Source organism: Citrobacter sp. CK185, from assembly GCF_030333565.1.
Taxonomy (GTDB): Bacteria; Pseudomonadota; Gammaproteobacteria; order Enterobacterales; family Enterobacteriaceae; genus Citrobacter_B; species Citrobacter_B koseri.
Genome location: NZ_JAOWFR010000019.1, coordinates 1 through 20,287, shown reverse-complemented (window position 1 = coordinate 20,287; position 20,287 = coordinate 1). Strand labels below are relative to the sequence as shown.

At 54.4% G+C, this 20,287-nt stretch carries 19 protein-coding genes and 1 riboswitch; of the genes, 7 read left to right on the top strand and 12 right to left on the bottom strand.

Going from position 1 to position 20,287, the window contains the following annotated elements:
* Positions 1-27 precede the first annotated feature (27 nt).
* On the top strand, positions 28-4,251 hold the full coding sequence (rpoC, locus tag OGV79_RS04420) for a DNA-directed RNA polymerase subunit beta' (RefSeq protein WP_071258107.1): 4,224 nt from the start codon (positions 28-30) through the stop codon (positions 4,249-4,251).
* Between the two features lie 379 nt (positions 4,252-4,630).
* On the opposite strand, the gene OGV79_RS04415 is transcribed toward rpoC, so the two are convergent.
* The 10 genes from OGV79_RS04415 to OGV79_RS04370 form a co-directional block, all read right to left on the bottom strand.
* Entirely contained in the window at positions 4,631-5,197 is a 567-nt protein-coding gene (locus OGV79_RS04415) for a hypothetical protein (protein ID WP_286467820.1), read from the bottom strand.
* 219 nt (positions 5,198-5,416) lie between these two features.
* The gene (locus OGV79_RS04410) at positions 5,417-5,734 is read right to left on the bottom strand and encodes a PTS lactose/cellobiose transporter subunit IIA (protein WP_110494818.1); all 318 of its coding nucleotides are present in this window, start codon (positions 5,732-5,734) and stop codon (positions 5,417-5,419) included.
* Positions 5,735-5,738: 4 nt separating this feature from the next.
* The gene (locus tag OGV79_RS04405) at positions 5,739-6,044 is read right to left on the bottom strand and encodes a PTS sugar transporter subunit IIB (RefSeq protein WP_012133808.1); all 306 of its coding nucleotides are present in this window, start codon (positions 6,042-6,044) and stop codon (positions 5,739-5,741) included.
* A 308-nt stretch (positions 6,045-6,352) separates the two neighbouring features.
* Positions 6,353-7,483 (bottom strand): 2-iminoacetate synthase ThiH, encoded by a 1,131-nt coding sequence (gene thiH / locus OGV79_RS04400; protein ID WP_012133806.1) that lies wholly within the window; start codon positions 7,481-7,483, stop codon positions 6,353-6,355.
* Entirely contained in the window at positions 7,480-8,250 is a 771-nt protein-coding gene (gene thiG / locus OGV79_RS04395) for a thiazole synthase (protein ID WP_012133805.1), read from the bottom strand. The genes thiH and thiG overlap by 4 nt, the downstream gene beginning before the upstream one ends.
* 1 nt (position 8,251) lies before the next feature.
* Positions 8,252-8,452: a sulfur carrier protein ThiS gene (gene thiS / locus OGV79_RS04390; protein ID WP_012133804.1), complete on the bottom strand. Its 201-nt coding sequence runs from the start codon at positions 8,450-8,452 to the stop codon at positions 8,252-8,254.
* The gene (thiF, locus tag OGV79_RS04385) at positions 8,433-9,191 is read right to left on the bottom strand and encodes a thiazole biosynthesis adenylyltransferase ThiF (RefSeq protein ID WP_110494816.1); all 759 of its coding nucleotides are present in this window, start codon (positions 9,189-9,191) and stop codon (positions 8,433-8,435) included. Before thiF ends, thiS begins: the two co-directional genes overlap by 20 nt.
* Complete coding sequence (thiE, locus tag OGV79_RS04380) at positions 9,184-9,819, bottom strand: thiamine phosphate synthase (protein ID WP_049008957.1); 636 nt, start codon at positions 9,817-9,819, stop codon at positions 9,184-9,186. Before thiE ends, thiF begins: the two co-directional genes overlap by 8 nt.
* A complete protein-coding gene (thiC, locus tag OGV79_RS04375) occupies positions 9,819-11,714 on the bottom strand; it encodes a phosphomethylpyrimidine synthase ThiC (RefSeq protein WP_049008958.1) in 1,896 nt (631 codons plus the stop codon). Before thiC ends, thiE begins: the two co-directional genes overlap by 1 nt.
* A gap of 85 nt (positions 11,715-11,799) precedes the next feature.
* A riboswitch (TPP riboswitch) is annotated at positions 11,800-11,909 on the bottom strand.
* Positions 11,910-11,959: 50 nt separating this feature from the next.
* Positions 11,960-12,463, bottom strand: coding sequence for an Rsd/AlgQ family anti-sigma factor (locus OGV79_RS04370; protein ID WP_012133800.1), 504 nt, complete (start codon positions 12,461-12,463; stop codon positions 11,960-11,962).
* Between the two features lie 96 nt (positions 12,464-12,559).
* Between OGV79_RS04370 and nudC the strand changes: the two genes are divergently transcribed.
* From nudC to OGV79_RS04340, 6 genes are all read left to right on the top strand, one after another.
* Positions 12,560-13,333: an NAD(+) diphosphatase gene (gene nudC, locus OGV79_RS04365; protein WP_286467801.1), complete on the top strand. Its 774-nt coding sequence runs from the start codon at positions 12,560-12,562 to the stop codon at positions 13,331-13,333.
* Between the two features lie 39 nt (positions 13,334-13,372).
* Positions 13,373-14,437 carry a uroporphyrinogen decarboxylase gene (gene hemE / locus OGV79_RS04360; protein WP_012133798.1) on the top strand — a complete coding sequence of 355 codons (1,065 nt, stop codon included), beginning with the start codon at positions 13,373-13,375 and terminating at the stop codon, positions 14,435-14,437.
* A gap of 9 nt (positions 14,438-14,446) precedes the next feature.
* Positions 14,447-15,118, top strand: coding sequence for a deoxyribonuclease V (gene nfi, locus OGV79_RS04355; protein ID WP_012133797.1), 672 nt, complete (start codon positions 14,447-14,449; stop codon positions 15,116-15,118).
* A gap of 42 nt (positions 15,119-15,160) precedes the next feature.
* Positions 15,161-15,751 carry a YjaG family protein gene (locus tag OGV79_RS04350; protein WP_012133796.1) on the top strand — a complete coding sequence of 197 codons (591 nt, stop codon included), beginning with the start codon at positions 15,161-15,163 and terminating at the stop codon, positions 15,749-15,751.
* Between the two features lie 186 nt (positions 15,752-15,937).
* Positions 15,938-16,210, top strand: coding sequence for a nucleoid-associated protein HU-alpha (gene hupA / locus OGV79_RS04345; RefSeq protein WP_001044509.1), 273 nt, complete (start codon positions 15,938-15,940; stop codon positions 16,208-16,210).
* 11 nt (positions 16,211-16,221) lie between these two features.
* The gene (locus OGV79_RS04340) at positions 16,222-16,914 is read left to right on the top strand and encodes a DUF1481 domain-containing protein (protein WP_024130651.1); all 693 of its coding nucleotides are present in this window, start codon (positions 16,222-16,224) and stop codon (positions 16,912-16,914) included.
* 74 nt (positions 16,915-16,988) lie between these two features.
* On the opposite strand, the gene purD is transcribed toward OGV79_RS04340, so the two are convergent.
* Entirely contained in the window at positions 16,989-18,278 is a 1,290-nt protein-coding gene (gene purD / locus OGV79_RS04335; RefSeq protein ID WP_286467794.1) for a phosphoribosylamine--glycine ligase, read from the bottom strand.
* A 15-nt stretch (positions 18,279-18,293) separates the two neighbouring features.
* Entirely contained in the window at positions 18,294-19,883 is a 1,590-nt protein-coding gene (purH, locus tag OGV79_RS04330) for a bifunctional phosphoribosylaminoimidazolecarboxamide formyltransferase/IMP cyclohydrolase (RefSeq protein WP_114848811.1), read from the bottom strand.
* Positions 19,884-20,287: the final 404 nt, after the last annotated feature.

The window sequence follows — 20,287 nt, the reverse complement described above, 5'->3', positions numbered from 1 at the left end:
TGTGCTAACTCCGACGGGAGCAAATCCGTGAAAGACTTATTAAAGTTTCTGAAAGCGCAAACTAAAACCGAAGAGTTTGATGCGATCAAAATTGCTCTGGCTTCGCCAGACATGATCCGTTCATGGTCTTTCGGTGAAGTTAAAAAGCCGGAAACCATCAACTACCGTACGTTCAAGCCTGAGCGTGACGGCCTTTTCTGCGCCCGTATCTTCGGGCCGGTAAAAGATTACGAGTGCCTGTGCGGTAAGTACAAGCGCCTGAAACACCGTGGTGTGATCTGTGAGAAGTGCGGCGTTGAAGTGACCCAGACTAAAGTACGCCGTGAGCGTATGGGCCACATCGAGCTGGCGTCCCCAACTGCTCACATCTGGTTCCTGAAATCTCTGCCGTCTCGTATCGGCCTGCTGCTCGATATGCCGCTGCGCGATATCGAACGCGTGCTGTACTTCGAATCCTATGTGGTTATCGAAGGCGGTATGACTAACCTGGAACGCCAGCAGATCCTGACTGAAGAACAGTATCTGGACGCGCTGGAAGAGTTCGGTGACGAATTCGACGCGAAGATGGGTGCGGAAGCTATTCAGGCCCTGCTGAAGAGCATGGATCTGGAGCAAGAGTGTGAAACTCTGCGCGAAGAGCTGAACGAAACCAACTCCGAAACCAAGCGTAAAAAGCTGACCAAGCGTATCAAACTGCTGGAAGCGTTCGTTCAGTCTGGTAACAAACCAGAGTGGATGATCCTGACCGTTCTGCCGGTTCTGCCGCCAGATCTGCGTCCGCTGGTTCCGCTGGATGGTGGTCGTTTCGCAACGTCGGATCTGAACGATCTGTATCGTCGCGTGATCAACCGTAACAACCGTCTGAAACGTCTGCTGGATCTGGCTGCGCCGGACATCATCGTACGTAACGAAAAACGTATGTTGCAGGAAGCGGTTGACGCCCTGCTGGATAACGGTCGTCGCGGTCGTGCGATCACCGGTTCTAACAAACGTCCTCTGAAATCTTTGGCCGACATGATCAAAGGTAAACAGGGTCGTTTCCGTCAGAACCTGCTCGGTAAGCGTGTTGACTACTCCGGTCGTTCTGTCATTACCGTAGGTCCGTACCTGCGTCTGCATCAGTGCGGTCTGCCGAAGAAAATGGCGCTGGAGCTGTTCAAACCGTTCATCTACGGCAAGCTGGAACTGCGTGGCCTCGCCACCACCATCAAAGCCGCGAAGAAAATGGTTGAGCGTGAAGAAGCTGTCGTGTGGGATATCCTGGACGAAGTTATCCGCGAACACCCGGTACTGCTGAACCGTGCGCCAACACTGCACCGTTTGGGTATCCAGGCATTTGAACCGGTACTGATCGAAGGTAAAGCTATCCAGCTGCACCCGCTGGTTTGTGCGGCATATAACGCCGACTTCGATGGTGACCAGATGGCTGTTCACGTACCGCTGACGCTGGAAGCCCAGCTGGAAGCGCGTGCGCTGATGATGTCTACCAACAACATCCTGTCTCCGGCGAACGGCGAACCTATCATCGTTCCGTCTCAGGACGTTGTATTGGGTCTGTACTACATGACCCGTGACTGTGTTAACGCCAAAGGCGAAGGCATGGTGCTGACTGGCCCGAAAGAAGCTGAGCGTATTTATCGCGCTGGCCTGGCCTCTCTGCATGCGCGCGTTAAAGTGCGTATCACCGAATACGAAAAAGATGCTAACGGCGAATTCGTGGCGAAAACCAGCCTGAAAGACACGACCATCGGCCGTGCCATTCTGTGGATGATCGTACCGAAAGGTCTGCCTTTCTCCATCGTCAACCAGGCGCTGGGTAAGAAAGCCATCTCTAAAATGCTGAACACCTGCTACCGTATTCTGGGCCTGAAACCGACCGTTATTTTTGCGGACCAGACGATGTACACCGGCTTTGCTTATGCAGCGCGTTCAGGTGCATCCGTTGGTATCGACGATATGGTTATCCCGGAGAAGAAACACGAGATCATCTCCGAAGCGGAAGCCGAAGTTGCTGAGATCCAGGAACAGTTCCAGTCTGGTCTGGTAACAGCGGGCGAACGCTATAACAAAGTTATCGATATCTGGGCTGCGGCGAACGATCGTGTATCCAAGGCGATGATGGACAACCTACAGACCGAAACCGTGATTAACCGTGACGGTCAGGAAGAGCAGCAGGTTTCCTTCAACAGCATCTACATGATGGCCGACTCCGGTGCGCGTGGTTCTGCGGCACAGATTCGTCAGCTTGCTGGTATGCGTGGTCTGATGGCGAAGCCAGATGGCTCCATCATCGAAACGCCAATCACCGCGAACTTCCGTGAAGGTCTGAACGTACTCCAGTACTTCATCTCCACTCACGGTGCGCGTAAAGGTCTGGCGGATACCGCACTGAAAACAGCGAACTCCGGTTACCTGACTCGTCGTCTGGTTGACGTTGCGCAGGATCTGGTGGTGACTGAAGACGACTGCGGCACTCACGAAGGTATCCTGATGACTCCGGTTATCGAGGGTGGCGACGTTAAAGAGCCGCTGCGCGATCGCGTACTGGGTCGTGTGACTGCTGAAGACGTACTGAAGCCGGGCACCGCAGATATTCTGGTTCCGCGCAACACGCTGCTGCACGAACAGTGGTGTGACCTGCTGGAAGAGAACTCTGTTGACGCCGTTAAAGTGCGTTCCGTTGTATCCTGTGACACCGACTTTGGTGTATGTGCGCACTGCTACGGTCGTGACCTGGCGCGTGGCCACATCATCAACAAAGGTGAAGCTATCGGCGTTATCGCGGCACAGTCCATCGGTGAGCCGGGTACACAGCTGACGATGCGTACGTTCCACATCGGTGGTGCGGCATCTCGTGCGGCTGCTGAATCCAGCATCCAGGTGAAAAACAAAGGTAGCATCCGTCTGAGCAATGCGAAGTCGGTTGTGAACTCCAGCGGTAAACTGGTTATCACCTCCCGTAACACCGAGCTGAAACTGATCGACGAATTCGGTCGTACCAAAGAGAGCTATAAAGTGCCTTACGGCTCTGTTATGGCGAAAGGTGATGGTGAGCAGGTTGCCGGCGGCGAAACCGTTGCAAACTGGGACCCGCACACCATGCCGGTTATCACCGAAGTAAGTGGTTTCGTCCGCTTCACTGACATGATCGACGGCCAGACCATTACTCGTCAGACTGACGAGCTGACCGGTCTGTCTTCTCTGGTGGTTCTGGATTCCGCAGAGCGTACTACGGGTGGTAAAGACCTGCGTCCGGCGCTGAAAATCGTTGATGCTCAGGGTAACGACGTTCTGATTCCTGGCACCGATATGCCTGCGCAGTACTTCCTGCCGGGTAAAGCGATTGTTCAGCTGGAAGATGGCGTACAGATCAGTTCTGGTGACACCCTGGCGCGTGTTCCGCAGGAATCCGGCGGTACCAAGGATATTACCGGTGGTCTGCCGCGCGTTGCTGACCTGTTCGAAGCGCGTCGTCCGAAAGAGCCGGCAATCCTGGCTGAAATCAGCGGCATCATTTCCTTCGGTAAAGAAACCAAAGGTAAACGTCGTCTGGTTATCACCCCGGTAGACGGTAGCGAGCCGTACGAAGAGATGATTCCGAAATGGCGTCAGCTCAACGTGTTCGAAGGTGAACGTGTAGAACGTGGTGACGTGGTTTCCGACGGCCCGGAAGCGCCGCACGACATTCTGCGTCTGCGTGGTGTTCATGCTGTTACTCGTTACATCGTTAACGAAGTACAGGACGTATACCGTTTGCAGGGCGTTAAGATTAACGATAAACACATCGAAGTTATCGTTCGTCAAATGCTGCGTAAAGCCACCATCGAAAACGCAGGTAGCTCCGACTTCCTGGAAGGCGAGCAGGTTGAATACTCCCGCGTCAAGATCGCTAACCGCGACCTGGAAGCGAACGGCAAAGTGGGTGCAACGTTCTCCCGCGATCTGCTGGGTATCACCAAAGCGTCTCTGGCAACCGAGTCCTTCATCTCTGCGGCATCGTTCCAGGAGACCACGCGTGTCCTGACCGAAGCAGCCGTTGCGGGTAAACGCGACGAACTGCGTGGCCTGAAAGAGAACGTTATCGTGGGTCGTCTGATCCCGGCTGGTACCGGTTATGCGTACCACCAGGATCGTATGCGCCGCCGTGCTGCGGGTGAACTCCCGGCTGCACCGCAGGTGACTGCTGAAGATGCGTCTGCCAGCCTGGCAGAACTGCTGAACGCAGGCCTGGGCGGTTCCGACAACGAGTAATCGTTAAACTGGTGGGGAGGTGTGTTTAAAAACACTTCTCCACCAGCATTGTGCCGGAGTCCGCACATCAGGTTGTTTGTCTACAGGGAAAGAGAAATGCCTGCGATTATTTCATTACTCTATTTAGTGTTTGGGTTTTTCGTATTTACCAGAAAAGTTAGAATTTCAACACTTCTCTCTGGTTTTTTATTGTTTTTGTCATTGAGTATATTTGAACATAAGCCATTGTTGATATTTATCTATTCTTTTCTTATTATCATTGTTACTATCGTTATTTACAGAGTAAAAGTCAGTATAGATAAAAAAGAAGTATTTTATTTTTCAATACCATGTTGGCTTTTAATCATATCTGTAATTATAAATCTGATAAATAACTGAGTTATTTTTTCATGTCTCTTGTTTCTCGCATCATATATAAAAATTCATTTTCATTGGCGATATAAACTAATTGTCCTGATTTTGCGTTATATTTTGTCATTGCACAAGGAACACTATCACCACCGTTAGCCATAAAGAATTTTGCTTTTGTATTACGATAAAGATTTATACTAGGAATAGAATCCCGGCCGAATGTATAGGGGGTTGGGACGCTTGTATTATGTTTTTTCGAGAACCACTTTGGCAACATCCTGCCAAAACCATCAACCGGAGTGATAAAAGTAGTAAATCCACAATATTCGAAGTTAAAAGTTGTTTTGCCATTAGCTTCAGTTTTTTCTGTAATATTAAGTCCAAGTGTGATTCTAAATTTATCCCATAAATTTAACTGATTATAATCCAATGGTTTTCCATTATAAAAAGCCTGCTGTTCACACATTAAATGATAAACCTGTTTTAATACCTGTATTCCTGTAGGGCCAATAGTATTTGCAATGGTGGGTAAGCCGCCTTTGCTATAGATCAGCTCTTTTATAAAATATATATCTGTACCTTTGAAATGACTCATGTTCTGTCCTTGCAGTCAAGCGTTTATTTATCTACGCTATGATAAAGGACGTCAGTTAATTATTACAGTTCTCTTTCGGATATTTTTTATCAGGAAAAATATCATATTTATAATATGAATGTTCTGGATGGTTACTGATAAAAGAATAATATGATTATTCTTTCGTGCTGAGCTAATACCAGGCCCGGTAGCCTGCGCTACCGGGCAATAAATATTAGTTTATTTTACCAGCGACAATCGTCTGTACAACTCAATCATATCCCCGGCCAGATCCTGAATAACCATCGCGTTCATCAGATGATCCTGGGAATGAACGGTGATCAGATTAACAGGCAGTTTTCCGGTTCCTTCATCAATCCCAATCAGCTTTGTCTGGATGCCGTGTGCCAGTTTGACAAACTCGTGCGACTCTTCCATCGCTTTCTCGGCGCCAGCAAAATCGCCTTTTCGCGCCAGTTGCAGTGCGGTCAGTGCCGAACTACGGGCTGCGCCTGCGTTGACCAGCAGCTCCATGATGATCGTCTCTAACTCTTCCATGCTATTACTCCATGAGCTTGAGGGCTTTTTCCAGCACGGCATCGCCTTTCATCATGCCGTAATCCATCATGTCGATAACCGCGACCTTTTTACCTAAGGGGTCGGCAAGCGCCTGCAATTTCGCCTGTTCATACTTGACCTGAGGGCCAAGCAAAACAATATCCGCAGTGGCGATGTTTTCTTTAAATTCAGCCACCGGAACAGCTTTGATACTGACTTCAACCCCTTTCTTCTGAGCGGCGTCTTTCATCCGTTGCACCAGCATGCTGGTGGACATCCCGGCGGCACAGCATAAAACGATATTCTTCATAATCGGCTCTCACGGTTCCCTTGGTTCTTCATCTTTAGCCTGTGGCCGGGGGGAGAACAACCGTCTTAAAGTGAATGTGTGTAAAGCATCACACAAAAACTGAAACCGGTTGCAGTAATCCGATGGGGTCTGCAAAGACCGTCTGACCAGATGTGAAGGCAGGGCGAAATGAGGAAGGAATTTTTCGCCCTGGTCAGCGTCCGCTGCCGACCATGACAACATAAAAAAACGGGAGACTGACGACAATCTCCCGTTTTTTGTATTACGCACCGGCACGCAAAAAAATTACGCCGTGTCACGTTCGTGTATTATGTTTGCGAAGCACGCCCCAGATAACTATCCCAGTCTTTCCAGACGGGCTGTAACCCCTGTGCGGTCAGTGCATTAGCAACGGCTTCCGGTCGGCGATCGTCATGAGGAGAAAATTGCTCCAGCTCGGGATGATTATCGGCATAGCCGCCTGGCTGCGTTTTTGAAAATGCGCTGACGTTATTAATCGCCAAAGGAATAACGTGATCGCGAAACCACGGCGATTCGCGCGTTGAGAGCGACAGCTCAATCTCCGGCGCCAGCAGACGAAATGCGCAAATGGTTTGCACCAACTGGCGCTCATCCATGATGGAGGCGGGTTCGACGCCGCCAGTACACGGGCGCAGACGCGGGAAGGAGATAGAGTAGCGGCTCTGCCAGTAATGCTTCTGCATCCAGAGCAGATGCTCGGCTACCATGTAGCAGTCCACACGCCAGCTATCAGACAGCCCAATCAACGCGCCGAGACCAATTTTGTCGATACCTGCCCGACCCAGCCTGTCCGGGGTTTCCAGCCGCCAGAAGAAATCCTGCTTTTTCCCTTTCAGATGGTGTTGTGCGTAAATCGCCTCATGGTAGGTCTCCTGGTAGACCATCACGCCGTCAAGCCCCAGCGTTTTTAACTCGCTATACTCTTCTTCCGCCAGCGGCTGCACTTCCATCTGGAGTGAAGAAAACTGGCGGCGGATAGCGGGCAAATGACGACGAAAATAGTCCATGCCGACTTTGGCCTGGTGCTCGCCAGTGACCAGCAGGAGATGCTCAAAACCCAGCTCGCGAATCGCCTCGCATTCACGGCCTATTTCTGTTTCATCCAGCGTCTTGCGCTTAATGCGGTTACTCATGGAAAAGCCGCAGTAAGTGCAGTCGTTGGCGCACAGATTGGAGAGATACAGCGGCACATAAAAGCTGACGGTATTGCCAAAGCGCTGACGGGTAAGGCGCTGCGCTCGTTGGGCCAACGGCTCCAGATAGTCGCTGGCGGCGGGTGAAAGCAGCGCCATCATGTCGTCGCGGCTAAGTTGCGTGGCGTTAAGCGCCCGTTCCACATCGGCGGCGGTTTTGCTGTTGATGCGCAGGCGAATATCGTCCCAGTCCAGCTGTTGCCAGCGGTCGGTGAACGTTTTCATGCCGAAGCCTCCAGAAATCCGGTGAGCGGGCTGGTGGCCTGAGCGTAGCTGCTGCGCGTTCCGGGTACGGCCCGACGCGCCATAACTCCGGCTTCAACCGCCAGGCGAAAAGCCTGCGCCATCATTACCGGATCATCCGCTACCGCAATCGCCGTATTCACCAGTACCGCGTCGGCGCCCATTTCCAGCGCCTGTGTGGCGTGGCTGGGAACGCCGATACCGGCATCAACCACCACCGGAACGGTGGCCTGTTGGATGATGATCTCCAGCATCGCGCGCGTCTCCAGCCCCTGATTTGAACCAATGGGCGCACCGAGCGGCATGACGGCGGCGCAACCAACCTCCTCAAGGCGTTTGCACAACACCGGGTCGGCGCCGCAGTAGGGCAGCACGACGAATCCCTGTTTTACCAGCGCTTCTGCGGCTTTCAGCGTTTCGACAGGGTCCGGTAGCAGCCAGCGCGCGTCGGGGTGAATCTCCAGTTTCAGCCAGTGTGTGCCCAGGGCTTCCCGCGCCAGTTGTGCGGCGAAGATGGCTTCTTCCGCTGTTTTCGCACCGGAGGTATTGGGAAGCAGCGTTACCCCGGCATCAATAAGCGGCGCCAGAATCGCGTCATTGTGCTGGCGTAAATCCACGCGTTTCATCGCCAGCGTGACCAACTGGCTACCGGAAGCGCGAATCGCCTCGACCATCAGCTGTGAAGAGGCAAATTTCCCCGTGCCGGTGAACAGATGTGAATCAAACGTTTTATCTGCAATACGTAACATATCAACCCCCTGCAATAACCTGAAAAAGCAGGATCTGGTCGCCTTCCTGCACGATTTGCTGTTCCCACTGTTCACGCGGCAGGATCTGTTGATTCAGCGCCAGCGCCGCCCCTGGTTTCAGTTGGTTAAGCTGAGTGAGCAGATCGATAACGGACAGGCCGTCAGCGCACTGCATAGGTTCATCATTGAACTGAATCTGCATGACGCCCTCCGCATACCGGACAATCGCTGGCGCGATGCAATGCCAGACTGCGCCACTGACTGGTTTTGGCATCGAATAACCGCAACTCGCCGCCGGGGATGTCCATCCCGCTCAGTAACTTGATGGCTTCCAGCGCCTGCAATGTTCCCATCACGCCGACAACGGGGCCGACGATCCCTGCCGTGCGGCAGTTGCGTTCCGGTTCTTCATCATCCGGCCACAGGCAGCGGTAGCAGCCCTGTTCCCAGGGCGGCGTCAGCACCATCAACTGGCCGCCAAAGCCGACGGCGCTGGCGGTAATAAGTGGAGTATCCAGCGCGACGCAGGCAGCGTTGATCTCCTGACGGGTCGCCATGTTGTCGGTACAGTCGAGCACCACATCGGCGCGCTCAACCGCATGGCGGAGCGCATCGCCAGTGAGGCGCTGCTGTAACGCCAGCAGTTCAATATCCGGGTTCAGCCGCGCCAGCCGCTGCTTTGTCACCTGTGATTTAGGGCGGGCAATATCATCTGTGGTGAACAGGATTTGCCGTTGCAGATTGCTCAGATGCACTTCGTCATCGTCGGCTAAAACCAGCGTACCGATGCCAGCGCCCGCCAGATAGAGTGCCGCAGGGGAACCCAAACCGCCCAGACCGACAATCAGAACCCGGCTGGCGAGCAATTTTTGCTGCCCTTCAATGGCGATATCGCCGAGCAAAATTTGTCGGCTGTAGCGCATAAAGTCGCGATCATTCATCGCCAGCCCCCGCGATTGCCAGTAACTGCGCCGTTGCTTCGCGCCAGTCTTCCGCCCGGGTAATGGCGCTGACGACGGCAATACTGCCCACACCGGTTTCCAGCACCGGCGAGGCGCGTTCGAGGCTGATCCCGCCGATGGCAACGGTGGGGTAATCGCCAAGACGTTCAATATGGCGCGCCAGCTGCTCCAGTCCTTGCGGCGCGGACGGCATCTGTTTGGTTTGCGTCGGGAATACGTGGCCGAGTGCGATATAAGACGGTCTGGCCGCCAGCGCTATGTCGATTTCCATGTCATCGTGGGTGGAAACGCCTAAGCGCAGCCCGGCAGCCTGAATCGCCTTCAGGTCGGTGGTTTCCAGATCTTCCTGACCGAGATGCACCCCGTAAGCGTTGTGTTTGATCGCCAGTCGCCAGTAGTCATTGATGAACAGGCGGGCATTGTAGCGGCGACCCAGCGCGATAGCGGCTGATACGTCGTCCTCCACCTCTTCGTCGCGCTTGTCTTTGATACGTAGCTGGAGGGTGCGGACTCCCGCTTCCAGCAAGCGTTCGATCCATTGCACGCTATCAACGACCGGATAAAGCCCCAGGCGGAAAGGCACCGCCGGGAAATCGGGCTGATACATTATGCTTCCTCCTTCCTGAGATAGATTTCACCGCCTTTGGCGCGGAAGTTTTCTGACATATCCGCCATTCCTACCTCGATGGTCTGCGCCGCCGCGTAGTCGCGGACTTCCTGGCTGATCTTCATTGAACAGAATTTGGGGCCGCACATGGAGCAGAAGTGCGCCACTTTACCGGACTCCTGCGGCAGGGTTTCGTCGTGGTAGGCGCGGGCAGTGAACGGGTCAAGCGCCAGGTTAAACTGGTCTTCCCAGCGGAACTCAAAGCGGGCTTTCGACATGGCGTTATCGCGGATTTGCGCGCCAGGATGGCCTTTTGCCAGGTCGGCGGCATGCGCCGCGATTTTGTAGGTGATCAGCCCCTGTTTCACATCCTCTTTGTTCGGCAGGCCGAGGTGCTCTTTTGGCGTTACGTAGCAGAGCATGGCGCAGCCAAACCAGCCAATCATTGCCGCGCCAATGCCGGAGGTGAAGTGGTCGTAGCCCGGCGCAATATCGGTGGTCAGTGGCCCTAAGGTGTAGAACGGCGCTTCGTGGCAGTGTTCCAGCTCTTCGGTCATGTTACGGCGGATCATCTGCATCGGTACGTGGCCAGGGCCTTCAATCATCACCTGCACGTCGTACTCCCAGGCAATTTTGGTCAGCTCGCCCAGCGTGTGCAGCTCGGCAAACTGCGCTTCGTCGTTCGCATCCTGAATCGATCCCGGACGCAGACCGTCGCCCAGCGACAGCGAGACATCGTAAGCGGCGCAGATCTCGCAGATTTCGCGGAAGTGCTCGTAGAGGAAGTTTTCTTGATGGTGAGAGAGGCACCATTTCGCCATGATCGAACCGCCGCGCGAGACGATACCGGTCAGACGTTTTGCGGTCATTGGCACATAGCGCAGTAGCACGCCCGCGTGGATGGTGAAGTAATCGACGCCCTGTTCCGCCTGCTCCAGCAGCGTGTCGCGAAAGGCTTCCCAGGTGAGATCTTCGGCGATCCCGTTCACTTTCTCCAGCGCCTGATAGATCGGCACGGTGCCGATCGGTACCGGGCTGTTACGCAGGATCCACTCGCGAGTTTCGTGAATATAGCGACCGGTTGAGAGGTCCATCACCGTATCTGCGCCCCAGCGCGTCGACCACACCAGTTTTTCCACCTCTTCTTCAATGGAGGAAGTGACCGCTGAGTTGCCGATATTGGCGTTGACCTTCACCAGAAAGTTGCGTCCGATGATCATCGGTTCGGATTCCGGGTGGTTGATGTTGGCCGGGATAATCGCGCGACCGGCGGCCACTTCGTCACGAACAAATTCCGGCGTGATGTTTTCCGGCAGGCGCGCGCCAAACCCAACGCCTGGATGCTGCTGGCGTAACACATCGCCGCGAATGCGCTCACGACCCATGTTTTCACGAATAGCGATGAACTCCATTTCCGGGGTTACAATCCCCTGACGCGCATAATGCAGTTGCGTTACGCACTTGCCCGCTTTGGCGCGCTTCGGCGTGAGCAGCCCCGTAAAACGCAGCTCGTCCAGTCCATCATCGGCCAGACGTTCTTTGGTGTACGCCGAGCTACGGTCGGTCAATTCTTCGCTGTCTGCACGAGCCTCAATCCAGGGCTGACGCAGTTTTGCCAGCCCCTGCTGAACGTTAATGGCGACATCAGGATCGCCATAGGGGCCAGAGGTGTCATAGACCGGGATGGCTTCGTTCTCTTCGTATTGCGGATTATCTTTGCTGCCGCCGATGAGCGTGGGGCTTAGCTGGATTTCACGCATCGGAATGCGGATGTCCGGTTGTGAGCCGGTAATATAAATACGTTTTGAGTTCGGAAAGGCGGTGCCTTCCAGGGTGTCGATAAAGTGTTGGGCCTGGGCGCGTTGTTCGCGGCGAGTCAATTTTGTTGCAGACATAGCTCATTCCAAAAAGTGAAGGACGTGGCTTGTCAGACGACGGATGGAGTAATGGATGCGCGTTGCCCGTACAGGCTGACGCATAAAGCAGTTTACTCTTGTTCCCTTCGCAGGTATTAGCCTGATCAGGTTCCGCGGATCCCGAATTAACGGTCTCAGCCTGTGTTTTCACACACGGCACTCCGACAAGATGTAACCCCGGCGACGGGGCAATGGATGTAAATTACTCGTTACTGATTCATAACTCAAGCAGGCCGTGCAATTCCGCTTTCATCCTGGGCATTAAGCGTTAGATTATTGTCGAAGGCCAGCAGGATGAGTTTATCTTCCAGCGTAAACCGCGCTTCCAGCGCTTCGCCGATGTCGGAGAGCACTTGCTGAAATTCCGCATAATTATCGTGATCGATCGCGTTCTCCAGGCTGGAGTCGTAATATTCCATGATCTGTTGAGTATTGGCTTCCAGCAATGAATGGAGGCGCGTTGCGGTCGAACGCGGGTTTCCCTCTTCCATTTCTCGGATAATGTGTTCATAAATACTGAAGTGTCCGGCGGAAAGGTAGTCGACCAGGCCCTGACAAAAATCATCCAGCGCTTTTTCATTCAGCCGCATGTACGATTCTTTGCCAGGCTTAATGCCAACCAGATTGTAGTAAGCCACGAGCAGGTGCTTACGTACATGTAGCCAGCGATCAACCAGTTTATTACTTCCTTCGACGTGTTCCGTCAGGCTTTCCAGCTGGTTTAGCATGATTGACTCCGCAAGTTTAGATTTAAAACTGCTCACCTGAAAAATGTAAATATAATGTTAACAACATGCCAGTGAAGCAAAGGTAGTGCAAGAGCTATGGATCGTATTATTGAAAAATTAGATCACGGTTGGTGGATCGTCAGTCACGAGCAAAAATTATGGTTGCCTCGTGGAGAATTGCCATATGGCGAAGCGACAAATTTCGATCTTGTGGGGCAGCGCGCACTCCTGATTGGCGAGTGGGAAGGGGAGCCTGTCTGGCTGGTGTTACAGCATCGTCGGCATGATATGGGGTCGGTACGGCAGGTCATCGATCGGGACGTTGGCCTGTTTCAACTGGCGGGGCGGGGCGTGCAGCTGGCGGAATTTTATCGCTCGCACAAATTCTGCGGTTACTGCGGCCACCCCATGTACCCGAGCAAGACCGAATGGGCGATGCTGTGCAGCCACTGCCGCGAGCGTTACTATCCGCAGATTGCTCCCTGCATTATTGTCGCCATCCGGCGCGCCGATGCCATTTTACTGGCCCAGCATACGCGCCATCGCAACGGTGTTCATACGGTGCTGGCCGGGTTTGTGGAAGTGGGGGAGACCTTAGAGCAGGCGGTCGCGCGCGAAGTGATGGAAGAGAGCGGCATCAAAGTGAAAAATTTGCGTTACGTGACCTCACAGCCCTGGCCGTTCCCGCAATCGCTGATGACGGCGTTTATGGCGGAGTATGACAGCGGCGAGATTGTCATCGACCCGAAAGAGTTGCTGGAGGCGGGCTGGTATCGCTATGACGATCTTCCGTTATTGCCGCCGCCGGGCACGGTGGCGCGTCGTTTGATCGAAGATACTGTGGCAATGTGTCGGGCTGAGTATGAGTGATGGTACACTGGCACCCTGACGCAATGAAGGAACTGCAAAATGACCGAACTGAAGAACGATCGTTATCTGCGTGCGCTGCTGCGCCAGCCCGTTGATGTTACCCCGGTATGGATGATGCGCCAGGCAGGCCGCTATCTGCCGGAGTACAAAGCCACCCGCGCACAAGCAGGCGATTTTATGTCGCTGTGCAAAAATGCTGAGCTGGCGTGCGAAGTCACGCTACAACCGCTGCGGCGCTACCCGCTTGATGCGGCGATCCTCTTCTCGGACATTCTGACCATCCCGGATGCGATGGGGCTGGGACTCTATTTTGAGGCCGGGGAAGGCCCGCGCTTTACTTCACCAGTCGCCTGTAAAGCGGATGTCGATAAGCTACCGATTCCTGACCCGGAAGACGAACTGGGCTACGTGATGAACGCGGTGCGTACGATTCGCCGCGAGTTGAAAGGTGACGTTCCGCTGATCGGTTTTTCCGGCAGCCCGTGGACGCTGGCGACTTACATGGTGGAAGGCGGCAGCAGCAAAGCCTTTACCGTCATCAAAAAAATGATGTATGCCGATCCGCAGGCGCTGCATGCGCTGCTCGATAAGCTGGCGAAAAGCGTCACTCTGTACCTCAACGCGCAGATTAAAGCGGGTGCGCAGTCGGTCATGATTTTCGACACCTGGGGCGGCGTGCTGACGGGGCGCGATTACCAGCAGTTCTCGCTGTATTACATGCATAAAATCGTTGATGGTCTGCTGCGGGAAAACGACGGTCGCCGTGTACCGGTCACGTTATTCACCAAAGGTGGCGGCCAGTGGCTGGAGGCGATGGCGGAAACCGGGTGTGATGCGTTAGGCCTCGACTGGACAACCGATATTGCCGACGCGCGCCGTCGCGTGGGCCATAAAGTGGCGCTACAGGGCAATATGGACCCGTCCATGCTCTATGCGCCACCAGCGCGCATTGAAGAGGAAGTAGCGACGATTCTCGCCGGATTCGGCCAGGGTGAAGGTCACGTCTTTAATCTTGGACACGGCATCCACCAGGATGTGCCGCCGGAGCACGCGGGCGCATTTGTTGATGCGGTACACCGCTTGTCTGAACAGTACCACCGCTAAGGAGTCATTATGGATCTCGCGTCGCTACGTGCTCAACAAATTGAACTCGCCTCGTCGGTGATCCGCGAGGATCGCCTTGATAACGATCCGCCGGATCTGATCGCCGGGGCGGATGTTGGGTTCGAGCAGGGTGGGGAAGTGACGCGAGCGGCGATGGTGCTGTTGACGTATCCAGCGCTTGAGCTGGTGGAATACAAAGTGGCGCGTATCGCCACTACCATGCCGTATATCCCCGGCTTCCTCTCCTTTCGCGAGTATCCTGCGCTGTTGGCGGCGTGGGAACAGCTGTCACAAAAACCGGATTTAGTCTTTGTCGATGGGCACGGTATTTCCCACCCGCGTCGTCTGGGGGTGGCAAGCCACTTTGGATTGATGATGGATGTACCCACCATCGGCGTAGCGAAAAAACGGCTGTGCGGCAAGTTTGAGCCGCTTTCCGCCGAACCTGGCGCGCTGGCCCCGCTGATGGACAAAGGCGAGCAGTTAGCCTGGGTCTGGCGCAGCAAAGCGCGCTGTAACCCGCTGTTTATCGCGACCGGACATCGCGTGAGTACCGACAGCGCGTTGGCGTGGGTGCAGCGCTGTATGCAAGGCTACCGTCTGCCGGAACCGACGCGCTGGGCGGATGCGGTGGCATCAGAGCGTCCGGCGTTTGTGCGCTGGCAAGCAAATCACCGCTGATTCAGGTACACTGCGGCTCATTTCTGATTTCGAGAATTCAACATGTTACAAAACCCGATTCATCTGCGTCTGGAACGCCTGGAAAGCTGGCAGCACGTCACCTTTATGGCTTGTTTGTGCGAGCGTATGTATCCGAACTATGCCATGTTCTGTCAGCAGACGGGTTTTGGCGATGGGCAGGTGTACCGCCGAATCCTGGATCTCATCTGGGAAACGCTGACGGTGAAAGATGCGAAGGTCAATTTTGACAGCCAGCTGGAAAAGTTTGAGGAAGCGATTCCGGCTGCTGACGATTTTGATCTGTACGGTGTTTACCCGGCGATTGATGCCTGCGTTGCATTAAGCGAGTTAATGCATTCTCGTCTCAGTGGCGAAACGCTGGAACATGCCATTGAGGTCAGTAAGACATCCATTACCACGGTTGCGATGCTGGAAATGACTCAGGCTGGTCGAGAAATGACCGATGAAGAGCTCAAAGAAAACCCGGCTGTTGAACAGGAATGGGACATTCAGTGGGAAATATTCCGACTTTTGGCCGACTGCGAAGAACGCGATATTGAGCTGATAAAAGGGCTTCGGGCAGACCTGCGCGAGGCCGGCGAGAGCAATATCGGTATAAATTTTGAGCAATGACACCAGAAAACGTGATTTAACGCCTGATTTGTCGTGCCTGGAGGCTTCCCTTCCGCCCCCCGTCTGGTCTACATTTGGGGGGCGAAAAAAAGTGGCTATCGGTGCGTGTATGCAGGAGAGTGCTTTTCTGGCATTTCCGTCGCACTCGATGCTTAGCAAGCGATAAACACATTGTAAGGATAACTTATGAACAAGACTCAACTGATTGATGTAATTGCAGACAAAGCAGAACTGTCCAAAACCCAGGCTAAAGCTGCTCTGGAATCCACTCTGGCTGCTATTACTGAGTCTCTGAAAGAAGGCGATGCTGTACAACTGGTTGGTTTCGGTACCTTCAAAGTGAACCACCGCGCTGAGCGTACTGGCCGCAACCCGCAGACCGGTAAAGAAATCAAAATCGCTGCAGCGAATGTACCGGCGTTTGTTTCTGGTAAAGCACTGAAAGACGCAGTTAAGTAATTCGCGTGGCAGTGAACAGTTTTAATGAAGGGGCGCTCTCGCCCCTTTTGTCTGTCTGGCGTCGTATGCTGACGTTGGCAGGCGCGCTGTTGCTGTCCGCTTGTAGCCATAACACGACGCTTCCACCGTTTACGGCCAGCGGTTATGTTGACGACCAGGGTGCGGTACGCATCTGGCGTAAAGATTCCAGCGATGGCGTCCATCTGCTCTCGGTCTTTAGCCCGTGGCGTAACGGCAGCACCACAACCAGCGAATACCGCTGGCAGGGCGACATGCTCTCCCTGATTGAACTCAATATTTACAGCAAACCTTCTGAACATATTCGCGCACGCTTCGACGATCATGGCGAGCTCAGTTTTATGCAGCATGAAGTCGACGGGCAGAAGCAGCAGCTTTCCAGCGACCAGATCGCCTTATACCGCTATCGCGCCAATCAGATCCGCCAGACCAGTGACGCATTGCGTCAGGGACGCGTCGTGCTGCGTCAGGGACGCTGGCATGCAGACCGCACGGTAACTACCTGCGAAGGCGAAACGTTGAAACCAGACCTGGATGCGTGGGCTATCAGCCACATAGAGCGACGTCAGCAGCGTTCATCGATAGAGGTGAGTGTGGCATGGCTGGAGGCGCCTGATGGCTCTCAGCTGCTGCTGGTGGCCAATGAAGACTTCTGCCACTGGCAACCTATAGAGAAGACGTTCTGATGATTGCCGGATGGCGGCTTGCGTCTTATCCGGCCTACAGTTGCTCTCCATAGGCCAGATAAGAGGTGTCAGCGTTAGTTTTGCTCGCGTTCGATCGCGCGCCAGCCGATATCTTTGCGGCTAAAGCAGTTATCCCAGTGGATATCTGCCATCAGCGCGTAGGCACGCTGCTGTGCTTCGGCAACGGTATGGCCTAGCGCAGTGGCGCACAGTACGCGACCGCCGCTTGTAACGACCCGGTCATCTTCCGCCAGTTTGGTTCCGGCATGGAATACCTTACCGTCCGTCACCTCTTCCAGCGGCAGACCGTGGATCACATCGCCTGTGCGGTAGTCGCCCGGATAACCGCCAGCCGCCATCACCACGCCGAGCGATGCGCGCTCATCCCACTCAGACGTTTTCTCGTCCAGCTTACCGTCGCAGGCAGCCAGACAAAGTTCAACCAGATCGGATTTCATACGCAGCATGATTGGCTGGGTTTCCGGGTCGCCAAAGCGGCAGTTGAATTCGATAACTTTCGGGTTGCCCTGTTTATCGATCATCAGCCCAGCGTACAGGAAGCCGGTATAAGTATTGCCTTCCGCCGCCATGCCTTTTACGGTTGGCCAAATGATGCGCTCCATCGTGCGCTGATGAACCTCGTCGGTCACCACCGGCGCCGGGGAGTAAGCGCCCATACCGCCGGTATTCAGCCCGGTATCGCCATCGCCGACGCGTTTGTGATCCTGGCTGGTGGCCATTGGCAACACATGCTCGCCATCGACCATCACGATGAAGCTCGCTTCTTCACCGTCGAGGAACTCTTCGATCACGATACGGTGTCCCGCGTCGCCAAACGCGTTACCTGCCAGCATGTCATGAACGGCGGCTTCGGCCTCGATCAGCGTCATCGCCACAATCACGCCTTTCCCGGCAGCCAGTCCGTCGGCTTTAATGACGATCGGCGCGCCTTTCTCACGCAGGTAAGCCAGCGCGGGTTCGATTTCCGTGAAGTTCTGGTATTCCGCCGTCGGAATCTGGTGACGGGCGAGGAAATCCTTGGTGAAGGCTTTGGAGCCTTCCAACTGCGCGGCGCCTTCAGTTGGGCCAAAGATTTTCAGGCCTGCGGCGCGGAAAGTATCCACCACGCCTTTCACCAGCGGCGCTTCCGGGCCGACGATGGTCAGATCGATCTTCTCGTTCTGGGCAAAGCTCAGCAGTGCCGGAATATCCGTGACGCCAATAGCGACGTTTTGCAGCGCCGGTTCCAGCGCTGTTCCGGCGTTACCTGGCGCGACATACACGGTTTCAACCTGCGGTGATTGCGCCGCTTTCCACGCCAGGGCGTGTTCGCGCCCGCCGTTGCCGATTACTAATACTTTCATTGTCTGCTCCGTGAATTAATGGCGGAAGTGACGCATGTCGGTGAAGATCATCGCGATGCCGTGTTCGTCAGCGGCGGCAATGACTTCATCATCACGGATGGAGCCACCGGGCTGGATCACGCAGCTCACGCCAACGGCGGCCGCAGCATCAATACCGTCGCGGAACGGGAAGAACGCGTCAGAGGCCATTGCGGAACCTTTTACTTCCAGGCCTTCATCGCCCGCTTTAATACCGGCGATCTTCGCGGAATAAACGCGGCTCATCTGGCCCGCGCCAATACCGATAGTCATATTCTCTTTCGCGTACACAATCGCGTTGGATTTCACAAATTTTGCTACTTTCCAGCAGAACAGCGCGTCACGCAGTTCCTGCTCGCTCGGCTGACGTTTGGTTACCACGCGCAGTTCGCCTTCGGTCACCATACCCAGGTCACGATCCTGAACCAGCAGGCCGCCGTTAACGCGTTTGAAGTCCAGGCCCGGCACACGCTGTGCCCACTGGCCGCAGGTCAGGACGCGCACGTTCTGTTTGGCGGCGGTAATCTTCAGGGCGTCTTCAGATGCGGAAGGCGCAATGATCACTTCAACAAACTGACGGGAGATGATGGCCTGTGCCGTTTCGGCATCCAGTTCGCGGTTAAACGCGATGATGCCGCCGAATGCGGAGGTCGGGTCAGTCTTGTATGCTCGATCGTAAGCGTCGAGAATAGAAGTGCTTACCGCCACGCCACACGGGTTAGCGTGCTTCACGATGACGCAGGCGGGCTCGCTGAACTCTTTCACACACTCCAGCGCCGCATCGGTATCGGCGATATTGTTGTAGGAGAGCGCTTTGCCCTGTACCTGCTGCGCGGTCGCAACAGATGCTTCTTGCACATTCTCTTCTATATAGAAGGCTGCCTGCTGGTGGCTGTTTTCGCCGTAGCGCATATCCTGCTTCTTAATGAAGTTCAGATTCAGGGTACGCGGGAAGCGGCCAGCGGCCTCTTTGCTTTCACTGTGATATGCCGGAACCATGCTGCCGAAGTAGTTGGCAATCATGCTGTCGTAGGCAGCGGTGTGTTCGAAGGCTTTAATGGCGAGATCGAAACGGGTATCAAGGGTCAGAGAACCGTCGTTGCTATCCATCTCTTTAATAATGGCGTCGTAGTCGCTGCTCTTTACAACGATAGCGACATCTTTATGGTTCTTGGCAGCGGAGCGCACCATGGTCGGGCCGCCGATATCAATGTTCTCTACGGCATCTTCCAGCGAGCAACCTTCACGAGCGACAGTCTGGGCGAACGGGTACAAGTTAACAACAACCATATCGATTGGCGCGATACCGTGTTGTCCCATAATTCCGTCATCCTGACCACGGCGACCGAGAATACCGCCGTGTACTTTCGGATGCAGGGTCTTCACGCGTCCATCCATCATTTCCGGGAAACCGGTGTAATCGGAAACTTCGGTCACCGGCAGACCTTTATCTGCTAACAGACGGGCAGTGCCCCCTGTAGACAGCAGCTCCACACCGCGTGCGGAAAGTGCCTGGGCGAATTCGACGATACCGGCCTTGTCAGAAACACTGAGCAGAGCGCGGCGGACTGGACGACGTTGTTGCATGGTAAATCCCCTGGATTTGACTATTACAGAGAGCGTTAGCTGAATTTTTCGTGAAAAACTCAGCTAACGCCCCTTACGGGGCATCCTTGTTTTGCGGTGGCATTGTAACGAAAACGTTTGCGCAACGCTCGCGAATTTTTCTTTTTCCATTCGATACCCTTTTATTCCTGTATTGAGCGCGTCTTTATTAAGGAGAGATTCAGGAAATGATCGCCAGGATTGTGGATAACTCTGTGTGTAAAAGGGTATAAGGCGGGGTTTTGCTGGGGAATGCAGCAGTCAGTCATTTTTCTGTCATTTTTCTATTGCGGCCTGCGGAGAACTCCCTATAATGCGCCTCCATCGACACGGCGGATGTGAATCACTTCACACAAACAGCCGGTTGATTAAAGAGAAAAATCCTG

Bases quoted from the DNA above. Each gene is read 5' to 3' on its own strand.
- nudC (WP_286467801.1), top strand. From the start codon at position 12,560: ATGGATCGTATTATTGAAAAATTAGATCACGGTTGGTGGATCGTCAGT.
- thiE (WP_049008957.1), bottom strand. From the start codon at position 9,819: ATGTATCAGCCCGATTTCCCGGCGGTGCCTTTCCGCCTGGGGCTTTAT.
- OGV79_RS04405 (WP_012133808.1), bottom strand. From the start codon at position 6,044: ATGAAGAATATCGTTTTATGCTGTGCCGCCGGGATGTCCACCAGCATG.
- purD (WP_286467794.1), bottom strand. From the start codon at position 18,278: ATGAAAGTATTAGTAATCGGCAACGGCGGGCGCGAACACGCCCTGGCG.
- thiS (WP_012133804.1), bottom strand. From the start codon at position 8,452: ATGCAGATTCAGTTCAATGATGAACCTATGCAGTGCGCTGACGGCCTG.
- hupA (WP_001044509.1), top strand. From the start codon at position 15,938: ATGAACAAGACTCAACTGATTGATGTAATTGCAGACAAAGCAGAACTG.
- OGV79_RS04415 (WP_286467820.1), bottom strand. From the start codon at position 5,197: ATGAGTCATTTCAAAGGTACAGATATATATTTTATAAAAGAGCTGATC.
- thiH (WP_012133806.1), bottom strand. From the start codon at position 7,483: ATGAAAACGTTCACCGACCGCTGGCAACAGCTGGACTGGGACGATATT.
- OGV79_RS04370 (WP_012133800.1), bottom strand. From the start codon at position 12,463: ATGCTAAACCAGCTGGAAAGCCTGACGGAACACGTCGAAGGAAGTAAT.
- OGV79_RS04350 (WP_012133796.1), top strand. From the start codon at position 15,161: ATGTTACAAAACCCGATTCATCTGCGTCTGGAACGCCTGGAAAGCTGG.
- thiC (WP_049008958.1), bottom strand. From the start codon at position 11,714: ATGTCTGCAACAAAATTGACTCGCCGCGAACAACGCGCCCAGGCCCAA.
- nfi (WP_012133797.1), top strand. From the start codon at position 14,447: ATGGATCTCGCGTCGCTACGTGCTCAACAAATTGAACTCGCCTCGTCG.
- hemE (WP_012133798.1), top strand. From the start codon at position 13,373: ATGACCGAACTGAAGAACGATCGTTATCTGCGTGCGCTGCTGCGCCAG.
- purH (WP_114848811.1), bottom strand. From the start codon at position 19,883: ATGCAACAACGTCGTCCAGTCCGCCGCGCTCTGCTCAGTGTTTCTGAC.
- thiG (WP_012133805.1), bottom strand. From the start codon at position 8,250: ATGTTACGTATTGCAGATAAAACGTTTGATTCACATCTGTTCACCGGC.
- thiF (WP_110494816.1), bottom strand. From the start codon at position 9,191: ATGAATGATCGCGACTTTATGCGCTACAGCCGACAAATTTTGCTCGGC.
- OGV79_RS04410 (WP_110494818.1), bottom strand. From the start codon at position 5,734: ATGGAAGAGTTAGAGACGATCATCATGGAGCTGCTGGTCAACGCAGGC.